The organism is Pseudoalteromonas maricaloris (assembly GCF_024746855.1).
Lineage (GTDB): Bacteria > Pseudomonadota > Gammaproteobacteria > Enterobacterales > Alteromonadaceae > Pseudoalteromonas > Pseudoalteromonas maricaloris.
Genome location: NZ_CP024625.1, coordinates 722,733 through 742,548, shown reverse-complemented (window position 1 = coordinate 742,548; position 19,816 = coordinate 722,733). Strand labels below are relative to the sequence as shown.

General features: G+C 44.4%; 17 protein-coding genes. 6 read left to right on the top strand and 11 right to left on the bottom strand.

Translation table 11 applies throughout. From position 1 onward, the window contains the following. Positions 1–49: 49 nt before the first annotated feature. Positions 50–2,482: a YbcC family protein gene (locus tag CTT31_RS02985; RefSeq protein WP_260491957.1), complete on the bottom strand. Its 2,433-nt coding sequence runs from the start codon at positions 2,480–2,482 to the stop codon at positions 50–52. Next, complete coding sequence (locus CTT31_RS02980) at positions 2,482–4,050, bottom strand: NADH-quinone oxidoreductase subunit L (protein ID WP_260492396.1); 1,569 nt, start codon at positions 4,048–4,050, stop codon at positions 2,482–2,484. Before CTT31_RS02980 ends, CTT31_RS02985 begins: the two co-directional genes overlap by 1 nt. Before the next feature lie 110 nt (positions 4,051–4,160). Between CTT31_RS02980 and CTT31_RS02975 the strand changes: the two genes are divergently transcribed. Continuing rightward, the gene (locus CTT31_RS02975) at positions 4,161–5,054 is read left to right on the top strand and encodes a LysR family transcriptional regulator (RefSeq protein ID WP_039494314.1); all 894 of its coding nucleotides are present in this window, start codon (positions 4,161–4,163) and stop codon (positions 5,052–5,054) included. Between the two features lie 163 nt (positions 5,055–5,217). Further along, entirely contained in the window at positions 5,218–6,837 is a 1,620-nt protein-coding gene (locus CTT31_RS02970) for a DUF342 domain-containing protein (RefSeq protein ID WP_010605721.1), read from the top strand. 13 nt (positions 6,838–6,850) lie between these two features. On the opposite strand, the gene mutM is transcribed toward CTT31_RS02970, so the two are convergent. Both mutM and CTT31_RS02960 read right to left on the bottom strand, forming a co-directional pair. Further along, positions 6,851–7,660 (bottom strand): bifunctional DNA-formamidopyrimidine glycosylase/DNA-(apurinic or apyrimidinic site) lyase, encoded by an 810-nt coding sequence (gene mutM / locus CTT31_RS02965; protein WP_260491956.1) that lies wholly within the window; start codon positions 7,658–7,660, stop codon positions 6,851–6,853. A gap of 24 nt (positions 7,661–7,684) precedes the next feature. Then, complete coding sequence (locus CTT31_RS02960; protein WP_010605723.1) at positions 7,685–8,170, bottom strand: hypothetical protein; 486 nt, start codon at positions 8,168–8,170, stop codon at positions 7,685–7,687. 207 nt (positions 8,171–8,377) lie between these two features. Here CTT31_RS02960 and CTT31_RS02955 point away from each other — a divergent pair, with 207 nt between their 5' ends. Next, the gene (locus tag CTT31_RS02955; RefSeq protein WP_010605724.1) at positions 8,378–9,301 is read left to right on the top strand and encodes a manganese-dependent inorganic pyrophosphatase; all 924 of its coding nucleotides are present in this window, start codon (positions 8,378–8,380) and stop codon (positions 9,299–9,301) included. A 35-nt stretch (positions 9,302–9,336) separates the two neighbouring features. Continuing rightward, on the top strand, positions 9,337–10,026 hold the full coding sequence (locus CTT31_RS02950; protein ID WP_260491955.1) for a helix-turn-helix transcriptional regulator: 690 nt from the start codon (positions 9,337–9,339) through the stop codon (positions 10,024–10,026). On the opposite strand, the gene CTT31_RS02945 is transcribed toward CTT31_RS02950, so the two are convergent. Continuing rightward, positions 10,023–10,421, bottom strand: a complete 399-nt coding sequence (locus CTT31_RS02945; protein WP_095728717.1) for a hypothetical protein — start codon at positions 10,419–10,421, stop codon at positions 10,023–10,025. The two genes, CTT31_RS02950 and CTT31_RS02945, sit on opposite strands and share 4 nt — an antisense overlap. A 237-nt stretch (positions 10,422–10,658) precedes the next feature. On the opposite strand from CTT31_RS02945, the gene CTT31_RS02940 reads away from it, so the two are divergent. Next, positions 10,659–11,360, top strand: a complete 702-nt coding sequence (locus tag CTT31_RS02940; protein WP_130126866.1) for a transglutaminase-like domain-containing protein — start codon at positions 10,659–10,661, stop codon at positions 11,358–11,360. Between the two features lie 57 nt (positions 11,361–11,417). On the opposite strand, the gene CTT31_RS02935 is transcribed toward CTT31_RS02940, so the two are convergent. Continuing rightward, positions 11,418–12,461, bottom strand: coding sequence for a sensor domain-containing diguanylate cyclase (locus CTT31_RS02935; protein ID WP_130126867.1), 1,044 nt, complete (start codon positions 12,459–12,461; stop codon positions 11,418–11,420). Positions 12,462–12,672: 211 nt separating this feature from the next. After that, a complete protein-coding gene (gene panP, locus CTT31_RS02930; RefSeq protein WP_039494295.1) occupies positions 12,673–14,301 on the bottom strand; it encodes a pyridoxal-dependent aspartate 1-decarboxylase PanP in 1,629 nt (542 codons plus the stop codon). A 468-nt stretch (positions 14,302–14,769) separates the two neighbouring features. Between panP and CTT31_RS02925 the strand changes: the two genes are divergently transcribed. After that, entirely contained in the window at positions 14,770–16,692 is a 1,923-nt protein-coding gene (locus CTT31_RS02925; protein WP_260491954.1) for an EAL domain-containing protein, read from the top strand. 43 nt (positions 16,693–16,735) lie between these two features. Here CTT31_RS02925 and trmB read toward each other — a convergent pair whose 3' ends face one another. The 4 genes from trmB to CTT31_RS02905 all read right to left on the bottom strand — a co-directional run bounded on the left by trmB (position 16,736) and on the right by CTT31_RS02905 (position 19,816). Next, on the bottom strand, positions 16,736–17,401 hold the full coding sequence (trmB, locus tag CTT31_RS02920; protein ID WP_211859217.1) for a tRNA (guanine(46)-N(7))-methyltransferase TrmB: 666 nt from the start codon (positions 17,399–17,401) through the stop codon (positions 16,736–16,738). 94 nt (positions 17,402–17,495) lie between these two features. Then, positions 17,496–18,263: an ABC transporter permease gene (locus CTT31_RS02915; protein WP_010605731.1), complete on the bottom strand. Its 768-nt coding sequence runs from the start codon at positions 18,261–18,263 to the stop codon at positions 17,496–17,498. Positions 18,264–18,265: 2 nt separating this feature from the next. After that, complete coding sequence (locus CTT31_RS02910; RefSeq protein WP_260491953.1) at positions 18,266–19,186, bottom strand: ABC transporter ATP-binding protein; 921 nt, start codon at positions 19,184–19,186, stop codon at positions 18,266–18,268. 6 nt (positions 19,187–19,192) lie between these two features. Beyond that, positions 19,193–19,816 (bottom strand): flavin prenyltransferase UbiX, encoded by a 624-nt coding sequence (locus CTT31_RS02905; protein WP_039494285.1) that lies wholly within the window; start codon positions 19,814–19,816, stop codon positions 19,193–19,195.

Sequence of the window (19,816 nt, the reverse complement as noted above, 5' to 3'; positions counted from 1 at the left end):
CAATACTCTGCACAATAACTTGTTAAGTTGCAACGAGTTTCGTTTGAAATCAAAGAAGTTCCCACTTACTGTTATCAAATCGTCTAACTTCATTACAATTAGGCGAAATAGACAGAAGATAAAGCCACTCGTTTTCTACCAATTGTTTTACAACTGGGTGTGCTGCCATGATTTGCTCTAGTGCTTCGGTTGGTGCTTGTACGATCACACTTAGACGTTGTGGGGTATGCATCCATTTGTCACCATTGTGAACGGACTGCATTGGCAGACCAATTCGCAAATCTCCACCATTGCCTTCAAACACTCCAATTCTGCCCCCCACTACATTGTGCAATACCTTGTTACCACTACCGTATTTGTGAGTATCGGTTACCGAAGCGTTATATTGCATATTGATCCAATTAGTGACGAGCATAGGGGCGGTTAAAATAGCGGCTAATTGACTAAAGTCTTGGTCTTGCTCGGCGCTGTATTCGTGCAAAAAGACTCGACCTTGCAGGTCAATCCCCTGCGTAACTTGTCTCGGCGCGACCACAAATGCTGCATTGTTGGCAAGGCCCCATTCCGGCCTAACTTGAGACCAATCTTTAGTACGGGCTATAAATCGCTGCTCTAATTGCTGCTCAGATAATTCTTTACCAGTTATCGCAAGTGTATGAGCGCGCTCTACTCGAGCCAGATGCGCAGCCTGCTTTAACCAGCGGGTTATCTCTGTATCTATTTCGCCATAGGGGGTAATTGTTTCAGTGGTGGTATTATGTAGCGCAGCAACAAAACGTGTTTGCGGCGGAATAGCGATGCCAAGCGCGATTAATTCTGCGCGTACCGCTTGGTCGTTAAGTAGTTGCGCGAGTACTTTAACATTCACTTCTCCCGACTGGCCACCACATGCACCACATTGCAGTCCGGCTTCATGTAAATTATTGGTGGTATGTGCTCCGTGGCCAACCAGTAGGACCGTATCAGCAAATTCAGTCAGTCCCATCCCTTTTACTATGCCAGCTGCGAGTTTAGCTTGCTCCAAAACAGTAACTTCGTGTTCGCCCTGTTTTAATTGCCACTTTCTTGAATCAATATGACTATCGACGGGATGATGAGTTTGTTGCAGTGAAAACACTTTGCTAAATAGCTGATAAAAGTAACTCATTCCCATCGACTCCACCATCGAAAATGAAGCCGCCGCAGAGTGAGACCAGCTATGCCAACGGCCAGCTTGCTGGCGTTTTGTGGCAAGGTGCTGGGGTGCCGGCGTTTGTATTGCGGTGATTGGCGCTTTTAGTAATCCGGGTAACTGTGGCCGACTAAAACGGCAGTTAGTCGCATGATAATCAATCGGTAGGCCAAAAAATCCAGCATAGCCTATGGTTTGAATGCCTGCGTTTTGAGTTTCTAACGCACGGCGGATCACTTCTGAGCGCACATCAATACAAAAAGCCGCTTGTAAGGTCGGTGTAGCTTGCTCACGAGCACCCTCAGATTTTACCTGCTGAGTTTTTAGCTGCCCTACTAAAGTGGCTTGATAACTAAGCTCAAGTGCCCGCTGAAATACCAGGCGCGGCAACAATGCTTTTTTATGCTCAAGCACGATCTCAGCAAGTTGCAGCTTTTGCTTGTTCCAATGGTATTGAATACGGGTAAAGGTCGTTGGATGACGTTCACTCACATAACGCCAAATCACCAGCTCCCACGCCATTCGAATTGCCAATAGCGCACGCATATCGGAAGCTGGATGCTGGGCAAGATCTGCTTGCCAGCGTTCGTAAGCCGCCCAAGATGCCCAGCCATTAATGTCTAGCAGTAGCATGTGCGCATAATCACTCAGCTCATTGAACCCAATCCCTAAGGTGTCGACAGCGAGTGCAATTAAAGACTCAGGAGACGTTGGCAAAGCCTTAAAGTAATCCACTAAACCCGACTCCCCCATGACGATGCTTATTCCCAAATCTCGTGATACAGTTTCATGCCAGTGACGATACAAGCAGAGCCTATCTTCACCTTGGGTTTGTTTGAGAATAGGCTGCACCTGCTGATAATGCGCGGCGCAAAATTGGCTAATTTGGTGGCTGATCTCCTCTTGCCATGGCATCTTATGCTCAGAGCGATAACGGTCAAGCAAGTCCGCTAATGTATGCCAGTGTGGCAACTCGCCGCAGTGACTTTTTTTGAGCCAATTAAGTAACGCATTGGTGCTGCGATCCACCGCGTAATGTGCCGCAGATTGCTGCAATGCTTGCTCTGAAATCGCCTCTTGCTGCCATTGTTCAAGATAAAATACCACGGGCATCAGCATTCTAACCTGTGCCAATGCACTCATTTTATTGACCACCGCATCAAAGGGCAGATCGCGCATTCCCCAAAATGGATTCACTGCGATCAATTGATCGAGCGGCCAAGTTGGCGCAATACGTGTTTCAGCGCTCAGGAGTTGTTGCTGTTGCGGCTGAGATAGCTGAGTCTGTTTGTTGTCTTGTGTCTCTATCATTACTTCTGCTCCTCGTGCCCTGCAGCATAGCGATGAATGGCTAGGTGTTTCTGCTTTTTAATACTTGGCAAATGGACGGGCCAAAGTAATATGGTTAATCGTGTCATCCACTCGTCTAAGTACAGGCCGGCATACAACACCCGAGAGAGTTTTTGCACCGTTACCAAATGTGCGCGGTAATAGAGCAGATAATTTACTACGATGAGTAACACTACTAAGCTGAGCAACCAAATATCAGCACCATCGAGTGCTTGCGCTCTAAGATCATTTGGTAGCGCGACCACCAAATGCAATAGCCACTTTTGCGCACTATAGGCTGCCAACAACACAACGGCTGCGGTGATGATTCTAAAATAGCTGCTAGGGGCTTGCGCCTCAAAACGCAGCGCTAACCACACCGTTAATGCCCCAACCATTAATCCCCAAATACTGATAGGACCTTGATATTCAATAACGACTGCAGCAGCTGTCGTGAGGCCAGTTGCCACGGCAAGTGCAATGAGCCATTGCCACAAGGGCGGTTCAAGCTGGTCGCTCAAGCGACGAGTCAAATCTTCATGGATCCACTGGCTTGAGTTTAAAAATGCGTGGGCCTTGTAGGCTGAATGCGCTAATAAGTGCAGCAGCGCTAATTCATATAGTCCCAAAGCACACTCCACTAGCATCAGTCCCATTTGTGCACAGGTTGACCAAGCCAAGCGCACTTTTAAACTGATCCGCGTTGTCATGATAAGCGCGGCCAATAATGTCGTTATTCCTGCCACGATCAAGATCAGCCATTTCGCAGCTTCTATGCGTAAAATCAAAGGCCCAAACACCATCACCAAAAAACCACCCAGATTAATGATCCCTGCATGCAGCAGCGCACTTACCGGTGTGGGTGATTCAACCACTTGCATCAACCAGCCATGCACTGGCAGTTGCGCACACTTAATCAGCGCCACAATTGCAAGTAAGCCAGCTGCTGATTGCTCTAGCACAGTCAGTGTCGTTGAATGAGTTAAGTAATAATTTGTGATGTCATTAAGCTGGAGCATGCCAGTGCTGAGGTAGATACAAATAAAAGCTCCAAGCAATGCACTTTCTGCCAAGCGCGCCAAAATAAACTTTTTGTGTGCGGCCAATGCAGCTCTCGGGCGGTTAGGATAAAACAGCAGTAGACGATGCAAGCTCAAACTAATGCCGACCCAAGCCAGCCAAAATAGGACTAAGTGATTACTGAGCACCACGATAGTTACGCTCAGTAATGTCGTGAGTAGATAGCGAAAATAGCGGCCCCGGTGTTTTTCACCATGTAAATAGTGAATGGAGTAACGCAGTAAAATAAAGCTCATAAAACCAATCAATGACACCACGCTAAGCCGTAAAAAGTTTATTTCAAACAGGCTACTGGCAATATCACCTTGCGTTGCCCAACTCCCCCAACCAAGAGCGATACAAATTGCCACACCGATAGCAAAACCGTTCGCGATACGAAATAACCCAGCGTTACTACGAGACGCTTTGCTCATGAAAGACGCAGCAATCAAAAAGTGTAATAGCAACAACACCACTAAGATATTAATCATCACTTTCTATGCTTCTCACATAAGTCTTGAATTAGGTCATTATTCCAACCTTTTTAATTTAATAAAAATAGATATAATTTAACTATTCGTTCTGTTTTACTTATATATAGATGAGCCGACTTAATTATCACCACCTTTACTACTTTTGGCAGGTTGCTAAGCTCGGAAACCTGACTCAAGCAGCTAAAGAATTACATGTTTCGCAATCTGCGCTCTCTGCGCAAATCAAACAGTTGGAACATAATGTCGGAGTATCACTATTTGAGCGCGTAGGCCGCAGCCTAATGCTCACCGATCAGGGTAAAAAGGTGCTGAGCTATGCCGATGATATTTTTACCACGGGGCAAGAACTCGAAGCCTTGCTAAGCAAAGGCGTACAGTCAACCACCCATGTAACTATTGGGGTGTTGACCACTCTGTCACGTAACTTTGTAGAAGCTTTTATTAGCCCTTTGATGCGGCGCAGCAATGTGCAATTTAAATTAAAGTCAGGCAGTATTTCTGAGCTGCTCAACGGCTTAACCAATTATGAGCTGGACTTAGTACTTACCAACCGCACAATAAACCTAGATACTTCAGATCCCTATTGGCAGTGCCAACTAGTTGCCAAGCAACCGCTGGCGATCATTGGTCCGCCTGCCCTCAAGCCAAGCACGCCATTTCCGCAAGGCTTTGAAAAAACACGCTGGATCTTGCCACCTGCCAACTCAGATTTACGCACCGCATTTAATGCGCTGTGCGCTCAGTATCAGTATTTCCCCAACATTTTGGCAGAGGTCGACGATATGGCGATGATGCGACTACTGGCACGAGATAGTGGCGCGGTAGCCGTTTTACCTGCCGTAGTAGTAAAAGACGAAATAGCCCAAGGGGTGCTACAGCAATATCAGGAACTACCTAATATTTATGAGTATTTTTATGCGATTTCAACACAGAAAAAGGTTGTTCCTGAAGCAATTAAAATCCTGCTGCAAGAAGCGCGTGATAAGCCCGCACATTTTTAAGCACGCTGATTTTATTCACCTGAAAGTATTAGAAAATCACGATTTATTTCTGTTTTTTAACTTAACCCATATTAACGTAAGAAAATTGGCCTAAGCACTTGACCAATTGATGTTTATTTAGCAAGCTGAAACTATAGGATAAAAATTCAACGAGGCAGTTATCGTGTTCAAGCTTGCGCACAATGGCAATATCTTAATGGATGTGAAGTCTGCTTCACCGCCAAGTGCTGCGTTTGTGATTGAAGCCCTTGAAAAATCGCAATTTGCCGACTGCGAAATTGATCACGACTCGATTAATGCCTTTTTCCAAAGCGACTTTCCAGAGAGCCAAATCGTCGTTGCGAAACAACATGATGCCGAATTTGAAGTCACCTTAAGTGACGATAAAATGCAGGCCTTTGGGCAACTTAAAACGGCTCGTGGTGGTAAAGCGGTATCATTAGAAGAAGCGAAAAAAGCCATTGTTAAAGCGGGCGTCAGTCGTGGCTATAAGCAAGCTTACCTAGAAAATATCCTGCGCAAACAGTTTGAACTTCCACCTGGCGAAGAAGCATCAGGGTTAATCGCCCAAGGCCGGCCACCACAAGACGGCCAGTCAGCAAAATTACTGCCGCACGTACAAACTTTAAAAGAAAGACTCAAGCAGCCTAGAATGCGTGAAGATGGCACCGTTGACATGCGTGATTTTGGCAAGCTTGCAAGCGTTGCACCGGGCGATTTACTGGTCACTCAAAAGCCCGCAACACCAGGTAAAGAAGGCTTTACGGTTAGTGGTGAAAGTATTGAAGCAAAGCCCGGCGAATCATTCCAGCTTATGGCGGGTGAAGGCACCGAGATCAACCCCAACAACCCACTAGAGCTTATCGCAACCATTGCAGGTTGCCCCTCAGATATCGCCAACGGTATGCGCGTGGATGATGTATTTACGATTGCCGATGTCACAGTAAAAAGTGGTCATGTCGACTTTAATGGCAGCGTTGTAGTTACCCATAATGTGGAGCCGGGTATGCACGTGACTGCACAAGGCGATATCACAGTGCTCGGCACGGTGGAATCTGGAGAACTTATTGCAGGTGGTCATATTGAGGTACGAGGTGGCGTGATCGGCCACGTCGACCATCAAAATAATGAGCAAGGCTTAACCTGCAAGCTTATCGCCAAAGGCAATATTGAGATTGCCCATGGACAATATACTTACCTTGAAGGCGATAACATTATTATCAATAAGCAGAGTAACCACTGCGATATTAAAGCGCAAAAGCTGATACAAGTTGGCACTGGCGATCATCCAAGTGGCAAGTTAATAGGTGGTTCGATCATAGATGCGCAAATGGTGGTAGCGGGAGAGATTGGCAGTGAATCTGGCGCTAAGATGATGATTTATCTTGCACGCAAAGGCCTTAAAATCACCCAAGAAACCGACACCCTGTTCAAAGAAGTCGCCGCCACCAATGATTCTTTAGATCAACTACAGCAAGCGATTGAAAAAGCAGAGTTAGTAAAAGACGCAGCTAAAAAGCAACAACTCAAAACTAAAATTGGCGCAACACAGATGCACTACTGCCAGCAAGCCGAGCACCTTGAGCAAAAGCTCAGCCAGCTTGATCACGACTTACACGATTTGCTCGACAACACGAAACTTGCGGCAAACAAAGCGCTTCATTCAGGGGTTGAAATTCATATCTTTGATCGCGTGTATAAAACAACCCGCAGTTACCCCCCTTGCTCAGCAACGCTACAAGAAAACCAAGTCAAGATAGACTTTAAAACCGCGGGCTCCTAGCCTGCACTTTACTTTATCGCTGACACTTAGCGCAATACACTGTGCTGCGTTGCCCTAGACGTATTTCTTTTAATGGCGTTTCGCAGCTTACGCAAGGCTCACCTTTGCGACCGTACACTAGTAACTCTTGAGCAAAGTAACCCGGCTTACCATCACTTTGAGCAAAGTCTTTAAGTGTCGTTCCCCCTTGTTTGATAGCTGCACTTAAGGTTTCCTTGATGATCGGTGTCAGTAATTGGTAGCGTTTAAGTGAAATTTTGCCTGCTTCTTTTTTGGGATGGATCCCTGCTTTAAACAAAGATTCATTGGCATAAATATTACCCACACCAACCACCACATGATTATCCATAATAAATTGTTTAATCGGCTGCTTTTTGCCTCTGCTTTTTTCAAATAAGTACTCTGCAGTAAAAAGCTCGGTCAACGGCTCAGGACCCAGCTTTTCAAAAACGCTATGATCTTCGCCAGCACCTTGCCATAAGAAGGCACCAAAGCGACGCGGGTCGTTCAATCTGAGCGACTTACCTGAGGCCAGAATGATCTCCACATGATCATGCTTTTTTAGTGGCTCTTTGCTATCAACAACACGTAAGTTTCCTGACATCCCCAAATGCAAAATCGCAGTGCCATGCTTGGATTCGATAAGCAAATATTTTGCCCGTCGCTTAACCGCAAGCACCCTCTCACCTTCGAGCAATTGTACTTCCTCTGGTACAGGCCATCTCAGCTTACCATTGTGCACTTTTACGCTTTGGATAATATGTTGCTCTAAATATGGTTGAATACCTAAACGGCTCACTTCGACTTCTGGTAACTCAGGCATAATTCACTCTATTACTGTGTGGTATTACAATTCTATCGGTAGAAATAATGCTTTGGCTTGCACGCTATCAAGCTCAAACCAACGCTGTTGTTGTTTATCAAATAATACAAAGCCATTATCGCTAGGATACAGCTGGTAGCTAAGGGGAAGCTCTTGAGTTGCCAGCCAAAACTGCGCAGCGCTCAACGCGGGCTCCAACTGCTTTGGCGCCTCAACAACCAATAGCTGTAAACTTTGCCACTTGGCAACAAGCGCACGTAAGGCATCTTCACTAAAGCTCTGGTTTGAGCCTTGCGGTAACTCTATACGCCAGCTCGTGCCAATGCGTTCAATTTTATAGCCAGGAAATGCCACGGTTAAGACAAAGCTTTGCTCTGGCAGCACAGCTTGTATCTTTGCTTTATCGTCGCTGGGATTCAATTTATAGTGGAGGCCGTTGAGAAAAAAGATCATCAGTAACATGGAAAAGATCACCACGTTATTCCAGCCCTTACGGCTCATTTGAATCATACCTATCTCCTAAGCGTTTGAACGGTTAGTGTATAATACTAATTTGTATTTATACATGCTCAATTAGCCCTAGCTCGCCTAGGCTATTTCGCCTAGTTCAACAATCTGTCGTTACCGTCCCCTATCTACGCCAAATTGCGCATTTACACTATTTAAATGACAAGTTATTTTGCTAGAATGTGGGCAAAATTTTAAGGAGTTCCGTCAATGGCAATGTATGTAGTGGGTCATAAGATCCCTGATTCAGATTCAATCTGCGGTGCAATCGCACTTGCTTATTTAAAAAACCAAATTGGTGAAGAAGCAATCCCAACGCGTTTGGGTGAAGTCTCACCGGAGACTCAGTTTATTCTTGACCGTTTTGGTTTTGAAGCACCAGAGCTTAAGATGAGCTATGCTGGCGAAGATGTGTATATCGTTGACCACACTGAAAAAACGCAAGCACCAGACGACATCGATAAAGCAACTGTGGTTGGCGTAGTTGATCACCACAAACTAGGCGACCTTACGACTTCAACACCACTTGAGTGTTGGATCCGCCCAGTTGGCTGTAGTAACACGATCATTAAAATGATGTACGACTTCTACGATGTAGAAATCCCAGCAAACATTGCTGGTATCATGATGTGTGCAATCCTAAGCGACACAGTCATCTTCAAATCACCAACTTGTACCACTGCGGATATCAAATGTGTTGAAGCACTTGCAAAAATCGCGGGTGTTGATGATGCTAAAGAGCTTGGCATGGAAATGTTCAAGGTGAAATCAGCAGTTGAAGGCACACCAATTCGTGACCTAGTCATGCGTGATTTCAAAGACTTTAACATGAATGGCAACCTTGTTGGTATTGGCCAGCTTGAAGTGGTTGATCTTGCTGTATTTGATAAGATCAAAGATGAGCTACATGCCGATATCGCAAAATTAAAAGAAGAAGGTAATCGCCACAGTGTGATGCTACTACTTACTGATATCATGAAAGAAGGCTCACAAATGCTGATCGCTTCTGATGATGAAGCGATCATCGCAAAAGCATACGACGTTGAGCCTGAAGCAAGCAAAGTATGGTTGGACGGCGTACTGAGCCGTAAAAAGCAAGTTGTACCACCATTGCAAGACGCATTCGCTGGTTAATACTGCTCGCCGAGACGAAAGTCTCGGCTGTTTTTATGCTGCACCTCACTCCGGGTATATTCGCCTCATTTGTCAAAGACTTGAATGCCGCGTGCCATTCACATCACCTTATTCAAATTAATCTGCCCTTGAGCGACTGTATCGCGAAAATCGGTGACAAGACGCTATCTGGCCCAAGCGTAATTGCTAGTGGCGTAGAACATAGCTTAAAAATGACCTCAGGCTGGGTGATATTAGTCGAGCCAAAAAGCGTGTATGGCGGGCAACTCCAGAGCAACAGCTGCGCAGCAATCGAGATAAATACCGCACCAAAGAGCAATGCCAAGCTTGCCGAGTTAATACGTACAGTAGGACTTACCGAGCTACCAACGACGGGTTTAGATCCACGAATTGACCGTGTATTGGCGCAATTAGATGCTTGTTTTAACGCACAAACTTGCCTTAAACCCAATCACTTTAGCGCAAATACGATTGCCGAGTCACTTTATCTCTCACCAAGTCGCTTTTTACATCTTTTTACCGAGCAAGTGGGGATAGCGTGGCGACCTTATGTGCTGTGGCGCAGGCTGATCTGCTCAGTTGTCGCCATACAGCAAGGCAACAACCTTACACAAGCTGCCATGCTCGCGGGGTTTGCAGATAGCGCTCATTTGAGCCGTACGTTTAAACGGCAGTTTGGCATTACACCGACTGAAGCATTAAAAACACAAAGCGCTATAAACTAAGCCGCCTGTTTATTACCTCGTTTATAAGCTTCATCAATCAACTTAACCATAGGTAGCGACGATATGGTTAATACGACGAGAAAAATAATCGAATGAACAATCATCTCATCGACCGTATAGCCAATACGAAACTGAATAAATGCTTGGATCTGAATGTAAACATTGGCAACAACAAACAGTGCTAATGATGCGCCCCAAAACCACACATCTGTGATAGGACGCTTGCCATAAGCAACGCAAAAGGCACCAAATACATTTAAGAGATCTGCGACCAATAACACAATCCCAGTAAACATGCTTGATTCTATTGCTAAATGATCCGGCAGCGTAAATGCATCATAGATTGAGGCAATAAACGTCAGTAGTAAGAAATAAAATAAGACTTTCCATTTCATGCGAGCGACCCTCCATAACCGTAAGATATGTTATCGCGGTCACTTGGTCGCTGCTTCCGTGCTTTCTCAATACATATCTTATCAACAATCTTTGTTGTTTTTCTCATAGGCTCCTTCCCTAAATACAAAATAAAAAAATCTAAATGTATACCCATTAACTAACCATGAACACAGCCAGTTTATTCAAGCTTAGTTGCCTAAGTTGTATCACACTGCTACCAAAATAGGAGCATAACCATGAAGCAATTTTTAGTAACTACCCCTTTAGTTGATTATCAACATTCAGAGATCCAAAGCTTAATAGCAGCAAAAGGTTGGCGGCAACTTGATGAAATCACGGCAGCGGAGCAAATCTATAACTTCGTTAAAGACGACATAGAGTTTGGTTATAGTGAGACAGATACACTAACTGCAAGCCAAGTGCTTAAGCAAGGCTATGGCCAGTGTAATACCAAAGGAACATTATTGGTTGCACTACTGAGGGCTTGTGATATTCCCACCCGAGTTCATGGATTCGAGATAGCCAACGATCTTAAACAAGGGTTAATTCCTACCCTACTGACATGGTTTTCCCCAAAAAGTATTATCCATAGTTGGGTTGAAGTTTATCTAGAGGAGCGCTGGATAGAGCTTGAAGGTTACATAATAGATGACGGCTACCTTAAGCAGGTTCAGCAACAGTTCTCGATGGCAAAAAACTTTACTGGGTTTGGCATTTCCACTTCCTGTTTACAGCAACCCGATAATCGCTTTTCGTTAAATGGTGCATATATTCAAAAGCAAAGTATTACAAGCGATTTAGGGCTTTATACGAGTCCTGATGCGCTTTATCAGCAACACAAAAATCTAACTGGCATTAAGCAATGGCTCTATGCACACTGCTTTAGACATTGGATAAACCAAAGGGTAAAGCGCGTCAGAGCCGGACACTTCAACTAACTTGAGCGTGCAATAGCAAATTGGCTGCGCTTGTGGTTGGTGTATTCAACGCCACCTCTATTGCGCGGGGATCACGCAGTTGCGGCCTGCAGCTTTGGCTTGATATACCGCGTGATCAACGGCTTTTAACGAATGACCAAAAGGTAAATTGGTATTGACTTCAGCAACCCCAAAGCTTGATGTAATGGTGATCTCCCCTGATGGCGTAGAGATAACCGATTGCTCTATTTCTTGTCGTAGGCGCTCGGCAATCACCATCGCTGAATTTACCGGTGTGTTAGGTAACAGCACAATAAACTCTTCTCCCCCTAAGCGACACATACAGTCTTCTAACCTTAAGGTATTTACACAGATCTCGGCAAAGCTTTTTAACACTAAATCACCGGTTTCATGGCCATGGTTATCGTTGATTTTTTTAAAGTGATCTATGTCTAGCATCATCATACTAAATGGATGATCAAAGCGGGCATGACGACTGATCTCACGTTTTGCGTTATCCATTAAAAAGCGTCGATTACTCAACCCAGTGAGTGGATCTTTAAACGCCATGTCAGTGAGTTGCAGCTGTAACTGCCATAACTCTTTAACCAGTAATCGGCGACTGCAGCAGTCCGCAATCATCTCTGCAAACGCGATTTCATCTTTGTGCCACGTACGTACGCCATTATTCCCCTCACAGCACACCACTCCGTGAGGAATACCATTTTTAAAGATCACCGTATCTAACATGGTCATTATGTGGTTTGGGGTTAAATAACACTCTTGAAATTCAGACGTTCTGGGATCGGCAGCAGCGTCGTTCGCATCTATCGATTGACCACTGTTGATTGCTGAAAAATAAGCGGGAAAGTTTTCATACGTTAAGGCAGGCAATTGCACAGGTAACTCGTCACCCTGCCAGTCTGTATTAGCAACATTGATAAGCTCAGAAGGTTTGTCAAGATCGTCAAACAACCAAACAGACACCCGAGTGACGTCTAAGGTAAGCTTACCTTCATCTAGTAAATCAATCAGGAAGCTTTGAAATGTTCCCGATACATCAAGCTCTTGCGAACTGAGCCGCCTAAGCCTCTGAGTGACATTGCTAAAGTTCTTCAACATAATACGAAGATTTTATTCTTTTCTGCTAGCATAACGCGCCATAATTTTTAAGCATAGTCTTAAATACTAGAATTAACCTATGTTTTGGAATATTTTCACACGATTATGTAAGAAATAAGAATATAAGTAGAGCAATCCGTAAAGGAAGTAATGCTAAAAGGTAATAAACCTGAGTTTATTAAAGTGGCACGAGGCCACTTTATTCATTGGATTATTTAATATATTTTGCGAGGTATTTTTTAAATACCGGATCTGACATTGCCAATTGTCGTTGCTCATCCATGATTTCTTTAAGCAAAGACTCCGATGTCAGAGGGTTGGCCAAAACCACTCGGAATACCACCGTAGGTTGGCGGTCATATTGCTCTGGCGTTAAGCGTGTTCGAGAAACAAAAGAGCGACCTGCTTCACGCTGACGCTTTTGCATGCTCGCAGTAAAACGGTTAAGTGCGGCATAAATCTCTATCTTTTCTTGTTCATCCGCTTGTGCAATTGCCGCTTTTATTTGCTCAGGCACATAGCGATAAGTCAGCAAACATAGCTCAGGTTCAGAGATCAGCTCAAAATCAGGGGTTTGTTTAATGAGTTCAGCAAAATACCGCGCCTTTTCAATCCCTTTATCAATGAGCATCTCATAGCCTTGACGACCAATCACACGCAGGCATGCGTGCACTAACATCGCCATACCAGGACGACTCCCCTCTAAAGTATGACTACCCAGATCTTTTGAGCCTTTCCGTAAGATGTATTCGGCGTGATGTTCAATTGCATCAGATGCTGCAGGGTCTTTAAATAGCACCATACCCGCCCCCATAGGCACATACATTTGTTTGTGCGCATCTATGGTTATTGAATCTGCTCGCTCCACCCCTTTAAGAAGGTGACGATTGTTATTCGATAGTAGTGTTGCTCCCCCCCAAGCGGCGTCGACATGAAAGTGACAATTCAGCTCTTCGGCTAAGTCAGCCATCTCTTCTAACGGGTCAATATTACCTGTTTCGGTTGTCCCTGCAACACCAACTAAAGCCAGTACTTTAATCCCTTGCGCTTCAAGCTCATGAGCTTTAGTTCGCATGGCTTCAACATCAACCTTATTGTTGCCAGCTGTTTTGATTGAAATGAAGTTATCGCGGCCAATACCTAACACATCAGCGGCCTTACCTAGCGAATAATGGCCTCTTTCAGAAACCAATACCGCTAAGCCTCGGTAGCCATAATGTAGCATCGCGGCCACAATACCCGATGCGCCAATGCCTTTAAATTCACCATCCGCTTTTAATAAGCGGTTTCTTGCTATCCAAAGCGCGGTTATATTGGCAATTGTGCCACCAGAACAAAACGCACCAAGAGACGTTTTTGCGCTGTGCATCCACTTATCGTAGAAAGCATCATCGCTACCGTAAACCAAATGATGCATCATTCCCAACACTTGACGTTCAAGTGGAGTAAAGGCTTTTGACGTTTCAATTTTGACTAGGTTTTGATTGAGTCCCACCATCAGCTTCGACAGAGGCAACACGAAATGCGGTAAAGCTGAAGTCATATGGCCAATAAAGCTTGGGGCTGCGGTATGTACCGAGTGAGCAACTAATTGCTCCATGATATCTTGCGCATAGTCGGAGACAAACATCGGCACTTCGGGGATCACTGCCGACTGAAAGTCTTTTTCAACTTCGTGCAGTGGCTTTTCTATTGCCGCAATATTCTCATTTAAAAAGCCAGCCAAATTGCTCGAGATTTCTTGCTCGATTCTGCTTAAAGTTGAATCAGGCGCCTCAGGCACGGTAAATATACGCATTAAGCTTTCTTCAGACGCAACGGCGCAACGCTTTGGACCCATCAATACTACCTAAACATCAAACGGTGCAGTAGCCTATCTACCCATTTTAGAAATTGAGTAAATACAAATTGCACAAGAGATTGTGATACATGAAATGGCTAACTTTACTGTAAAGAAAGGGAATTGTCTTCTATTGTCTAGTTAAAATTCATGAAACATTGACAATTTTATGAAAACCCAACGAAAGTTCAGTGAAAAATCCACCAGTATCTTGACGTTTCTATTTTACATTCTCGTCAAAAATAAGGTATAAAATGGGGACATAAACCCAGCAAAACGGTATATTGCCGATTTGCTCGCAACAATGCATTTTATTGATCATTGGAGAAAAAGTTTTTTGCTTTATTTCTTCTCAAGACGTCAATTTATGTTGTATTGTTTATATTATGTAACAAAGCAGCCACCACGCTTACGCCAGTTAGGCATTTTATCGTTGTTAGATAACGATATTGTGGATAAAGGATTATCATGAATACTCGGAGTATCGCTCAACCGCTCAAAGCTAAATCTAGGCAGCCTACAGCAAAAGCAACTCAGTTTTTAGGGCTCACAGGTTACACTTCCCGACTCCCAGTTGCTTGGCTCGTTTTAGCCTCTTTTATCTTTTTAGCTGCCCTATCGATTTATGTTATCGCCAACTATTATGATACGCGCCGCGATATCATGGCAAGGATCGACGCCCAGCTAATCAATGCTGCCACCAGCGCCAACGTCATTGTAGGTAAAAAGTATCACGAGTCACCAGAGCAAATAACCCCAGCCGAGTTTAAGCAAAAAAGTCATGCCCTCACCGAGCTTGCCCGAGCTCTAAATGTTGAATACGTCTATACCATGGTGCTTAAACCACCTTACGTGCACTTTACCGCGTCCAGTTACACCCGAGAAGACCTTAAACTCAACAGACTTACACGTTACCAAGACGTTTATTCCGAGGCCTCGATTACCCTAAAAAGCGCCTTTCATTCTACCGAACCTGTATTTGAAATAGCCAAAGACAAATGGGGTCACTTTAAAAGTGTGTTTATTCCATTTGTGCTACCCGATGGCACTACTTATATAGCAGGTGCCGACTTAACCATTCACGATTTAGAAAGTCGGTTACAAGAAAGCGTGATGGATGCCGCCATTGACGCTAGCTTCTTTTTTGTGATGTTTTTGGTCGTCGTGAGCTTGTACTTTATGTACTACAAGAAGACTTTAACAACAGATAGTCGCACCGGATTTGGCAACCGAATCGCCCTTGAGCAAGCACTTAAATATTCTAAATCGCAACACCTATGCTTAAGCGTGGTGTGGGTTAAAGAGCTTGAGGATATAATTAGCTTCTATGGCACGGAAGTCGGCGATAACGTTATGGCAAAAGTCATGAGTTACTTTGGCGAGTTTACCCATCCATTTGAGGTTTATCGCCTTACTACGTCTAAAATTGCACTAGTTACCAGTATCGAAAACGGTGAGCATTATTTGGCGAACTTAACAGAGTCATTCCCTTGTGCAAAACCCATATACGACGCGCCGCATTTATACGTTAATTTGTGTGCGGGTGTTGCTAAAGGCAATTGCGCGCTGTTACTTGAAAATGCCTTTCTCGCGCTACGTCAGGCTCAACAGCAAAATACCCAAGTGTGTTATTTTGATTCTCAGCTGCAACTGAATCCTCAACAACAATCAAAAAATCTCCACCTCACCCGTTTACTGCAAAGCGCGTGTGAATCAGACCGCATCATTCCTTTCTTTACGCCGCGTAAAGCTTGTCATGATCATGCTGACATTCAGTACCATTGCACAGCACGCGTCCTTAACGAGCGCGGCGCTATCATCGACGCCGAACATTTTTACCCAGTGATGAAGCAACCAAAACTCCGCGCTCAAATTAGCATGAAGCTACTTGAGTTATGCGTCACCCGTTTTCGTAAATCAAACCATGCTTGGAGTATGCAACTAAGCCATAGTGAAATCGCGGATGCGGAATATTTTGAATATATCAGCCAGATCCTGCGCCGTTACCCGCAGCCACAGCTCATCACATTTGAGTTTAATGAAATAGATGTGCTCAAAAACTTTAGCGATATGAGCTTAATGATGCAGTCGTTAAAAGCAAAAGGTGCAAATGTTGCGGTAACGGGTGTGAATAGCGGCTTTCTTACCATCAACCGGATCTTAAAACTCCCACTGGATGCCATTTGTTTAGAAGCCAGTATTTGTGAAAACCTGGATGAAGATGAGATGCTGCTGAGCTCCATTGAATATCTTGCAAGTCATTGCAATGCCAAGCGGATCGACTTGATTGTACCCTGTGTTGCGACCAGCAAACAGGCAAAACAATTGGAAGCTGCAGGCGTTGCAAGATTAGAAGGGAGTTGGATAGGAAAAGCAAGCGGCCATCTTTAAGCCGCTTTTATCAATTTGAAGTGTAGATCTGTAATGGGTTAGATCAAAGCGTTACGACTAAGCGGGTACTAGATTGACCACTTGCCCAATACTTACGCTCAAAGGGCGTAATGGCCTCATCACTTTCGTAGGCTTCCACTTCAACATCAACACCGCTAAGCGTCAAAGCTCTGGCAAACTCTTTTACATAGATATCCCAATTACTGCGCAGCTCCAACTTACCGCCTAGCTTGACGATAAAGGGAAACACCGCGCTACCATGCCAGCGTCTTTGAATATGTTTAGCTTTCGGCCACGGATTAGGATACAGCAAATAATGGTGAGTTGGCTGCCAATTGGCTTCCAGCGCTAATCGCCAAAAGTCATTGAGATCGGCTTGCACCAAAATATATTGGCCTTGCTCTGTTTGTTTATATTCAACATCGTGTTTATCTAGTCGATGTGCAGACTTGTCGATGCCAATTACCAACGCATCAGGGTGTCGCTTCGCCAAATTTGCAGTACTTTCACCAACACCACAACATGAGTCCAAAATAATCGGTCCATTAAAGGCCTGTACTCGTGCATTAACCTCATCGAAAGCACTTTGTGTATGTGCCGCAATGGGTTTTTTAAACTCAGCGGTTAGATGCTTAGTAACGATTTCATCGAGCTTTTCGTGTAGCCCTTGTTGATTAGTGGTAATACTACGAGAGTTTGCTTCTGTCATAACCAGTCATTATTAAGGAGGAATGGTAAGGATTTTACCTGAAATAACGCAAGAGCGCTGCAATTGATGGCAGCGCTCATTCTTTATCCTGCGATTAGTGTCTTAGTCCAACACCGCGTTTAATTAAGTGCAGTGACAACCAAAATAGACCACATATAAATACACCTAATACCGTAAAGGCGACGCCAATATCAACGTCCGAAACACCTAAAAAGCCAAAACGGAAGGCATTTACCATATAAATGATTGGATTTACCTGCGACACACCCTGCCAAAACTCTGGTAGTAATGTGATTGAGTAAAATACGCCACCTAGATAAGTCAGAGGTGTCAGCACAAAAGTCGGAATAATACTAATATCGTCGAAACTGTTGGCAAACACCGCATTGATCAAACCACCTAATGCAAACACGGCTGACGTTAAAATAACCGTAATAACGATAACCGCTAGGTTGTGAATTTGAATATCCACAAAAAACAGACTGACGATAGTAACAATAAGCCCAACCAGCATACCTCGCGCCATACCACCGCCCATATAGCCAAGTACAATAATATAGTTAGGCACAGGTGCAACGAGCAGCTCTTCAATGCTCTTTTGAAACTTGGTGGAATAAAAACTCGAAGCAACGTTAGAGTAGGAGTTGGTGATCACCGACATCATGATTAAGCCAGGTACAATAAACTCCATGTAGCTAAAACCACCCATATCACCAATGCGCGAGCCGATTAAACTGCCAAATATCACAAAATAAAGTGTCATGGTGATCGCTGGGGGTACTAAGGTTTGCACCCAAATACGTAAAAACCGAATACACTCTTTTATCCAAATACTTTTTAACGCGACGCCATATTTCAACACGATTATGCCCCTCTCCCCTGCTCCAGTAAGCCAACAAACAACTCTTCCAAACGGTTAGCTTTGTTACGCATACTTAATACTTGATTACCTTGCTCTGTGAGTTGTGTGAATACCCCATTGAGCCCTTGCGACTTAGCTACTTCTACCTCAATAGTATGGTCATCGACGGTGGTAAATTGGTAACCATCGAGTGCCACAGGCTGCATGGGCGGCTTAAGATCAAGTACAAACGTTTCTTTGTCTAACTTTGCGAGTAATGCCTTGATGGTCGTATGCTCAACAATCGTGCCTTTATCGATAATCGCAATATTACGGCACAACAGCTCTGCCTCTTCTAAGTAATGCGTTGTGAGTATAATCGTTACGCCTTGCTTATTAATTTCACGCAAAAAGTCCCACATAGAACGGCGTAGTTCTATGTCCACACCAGCCGTAGGTTCATCCAAAATAAGAAGCTTAGGCTCATGCATCAATGCTCTTGCAATCATCAAGCGCCGTTTCATACCACCGGATAACGTGCGAGCTTGCTTGTCTTTTTTATCAAATAGTCCTAGTTGTTTGAGATACTTCTCGGCTCGCTGATGGGCAACGTCTCTTGGCACACCATAATAGCCCGCCTGAGTCACTAGAATTTGGTTTAACGTCTCAAATTGGCTAAAGTTGAACTCCTGTGGTACTAAACCTAAGTTCGACTTCGCATCTTCCAAGTGGGTATCAATACTATGACCAAAAACCTCTACGCGGCCTTGGGTTTTATTTACTAGTGAGGCAATAACCCCTATTGTGGTAGATTTACCCGCCCCGTTTGGACCAAGCAATGCGAAGAAGTCCCCTTCTTGAACTTCGAGATCAATGCCTTTAACGGCTTCGACGCCGTTACTATAAACTTTATTTAACCCTTTGATGTTCAGTGCTATTGTCATATTTTATTATTCTCCATAACCCCAGCGCTTCGCTAAGGTATGCTCGATGTGTAGATGATCTAAAATACGGGCCACCATAAAGTCGACCAAATCGTCGATACTTTGTGGCTGATGATAAAAACCAGGCGCTGCCGGCATGATAGTCACCCCCAAGCGGCTCAGCTTGAGCATGTTTTCAAGATGAATTGGACTAAAGGGTGTCTCGCGCGGCACTAATATTAATTGACCACGCTCTTTGATCACCACATCTGCCGCACGCTCAAGCAAATTATCAGATGCCCCAAGTGCAATAGCTGACACGCTTCCCGCGCTACACGGACACACCACCATCTGCTTGGGTGCCGCCGAGCCAGATGCTACAGGGCTAAACCAGTTATCTTTACCAAATACCTGAATTTGCTTATCTTTAGCACAGAAAAGTGCCTCTAGTTGCTCCGTTGCTTTTTGTTCATTACCAGAGAGTTTTAGATTGGACTCAGTATCCAGCACCACTCTGGCTGCGCTCGAGATTAGCACGTAAACTTGATAGTTTAACGACACCAATACCTCGAGTAATCTCAGTCCGTAGGGGGCGCCCGACGCACCACTAAAGGCCAGCGTAATTGGCCCATTAAATGTTTGTTCTGACAT

Coding starts and splice junctions, on each gene's coding strand:
- CTT31_RS02980 (WP_260492396.1), bottom strand. CDS start 4,050: ATGATTAATATCTTAGTGGTGTTGTTGCTATTACACTTTTTGATTGCT.
- panP (WP_039494295.1), bottom strand. CDS start 14,301: ATGGGTCCAAAGCGTTGCGCCGTTGCGTCTGAAGAAAGCTTAATGCGT.
- CTT31_RS02950 (WP_260491955.1), top strand. CDS start 9,337: ATGCTGCACCTCACTCCGGGTATATTCGCCTCATTTGTCAAAGACTTG.
- CTT31_RS02905 (WP_039494285.1), bottom strand. CDS start 19,816: ATGTCAGAACAAACATTTAATGGGCCAATTACGCTGGCCTTTAGTGGT.
- CTT31_RS02960 (WP_010605723.1), bottom strand. CDS start 8,170: ATGATTCAAATGAGCCGTAAGGGCTGGAATAACGTGGTGATCTTTTCC.
- CTT31_RS02935 (WP_130126867.1), bottom strand. CDS start 12,461: ATGTTGAAGAACTTTAGCAATGTCACTCAGAGGCTTAGGCGGCTCAGT.
- CTT31_RS02945 (WP_095728717.1), bottom strand. CDS start 10,421: ATGAAATGGAAAGTCTTATTTTATTTCTTACTACTGACGTTTATTGCC.
- CTT31_RS02940 (WP_130126866.1), top strand. CDS start 10,659: ATGAAGCAATTTTTAGTAACTACCCCTTTAGTTGATTATCAACATTCA.
- mutM (WP_260491956.1), bottom strand. CDS start 7,660: ATGCCTGAGTTACCAGAAGTCGAAGTGAGCCGTTTAGGTATTCAACCA.
- CTT31_RS02975 (WP_039494314.1), top strand. CDS start 4,161: ATGAGCCGACTTAATTATCACCACCTTTACTACTTTTGGCAGGTTGCT.
- CTT31_RS02910 (WP_260491953.1), bottom strand. CDS start 19,186: ATGACAATAGCACTGAACATCAAAGGGTTAAATAAAGTTTATAGTAAC.
- CTT31_RS02955 (WP_010605724.1), top strand. CDS start 8,378: ATGGCAATGTATGTAGTGGGTCATAAGATCCCTGATTCAGATTCAATC.
- CTT31_RS02925 (WP_260491954.1), top strand. CDS start 14,770: ATGAATACTCGGAGTATCGCTCAACCGCTCAAAGCTAAATCTAGGCAG.
- trmB (WP_211859217.1), bottom strand. CDS start 17,401: ATGACAGAAGCAAACTCTCGTAGTATTACCACTAATCAACAAGGGCTA.
- CTT31_RS02985 (WP_260491957.1), bottom strand. CDS start 2,482: ATGATAGAGACACAAGACAACAAACAGACTCAGCTATCTCAGCCGCAA.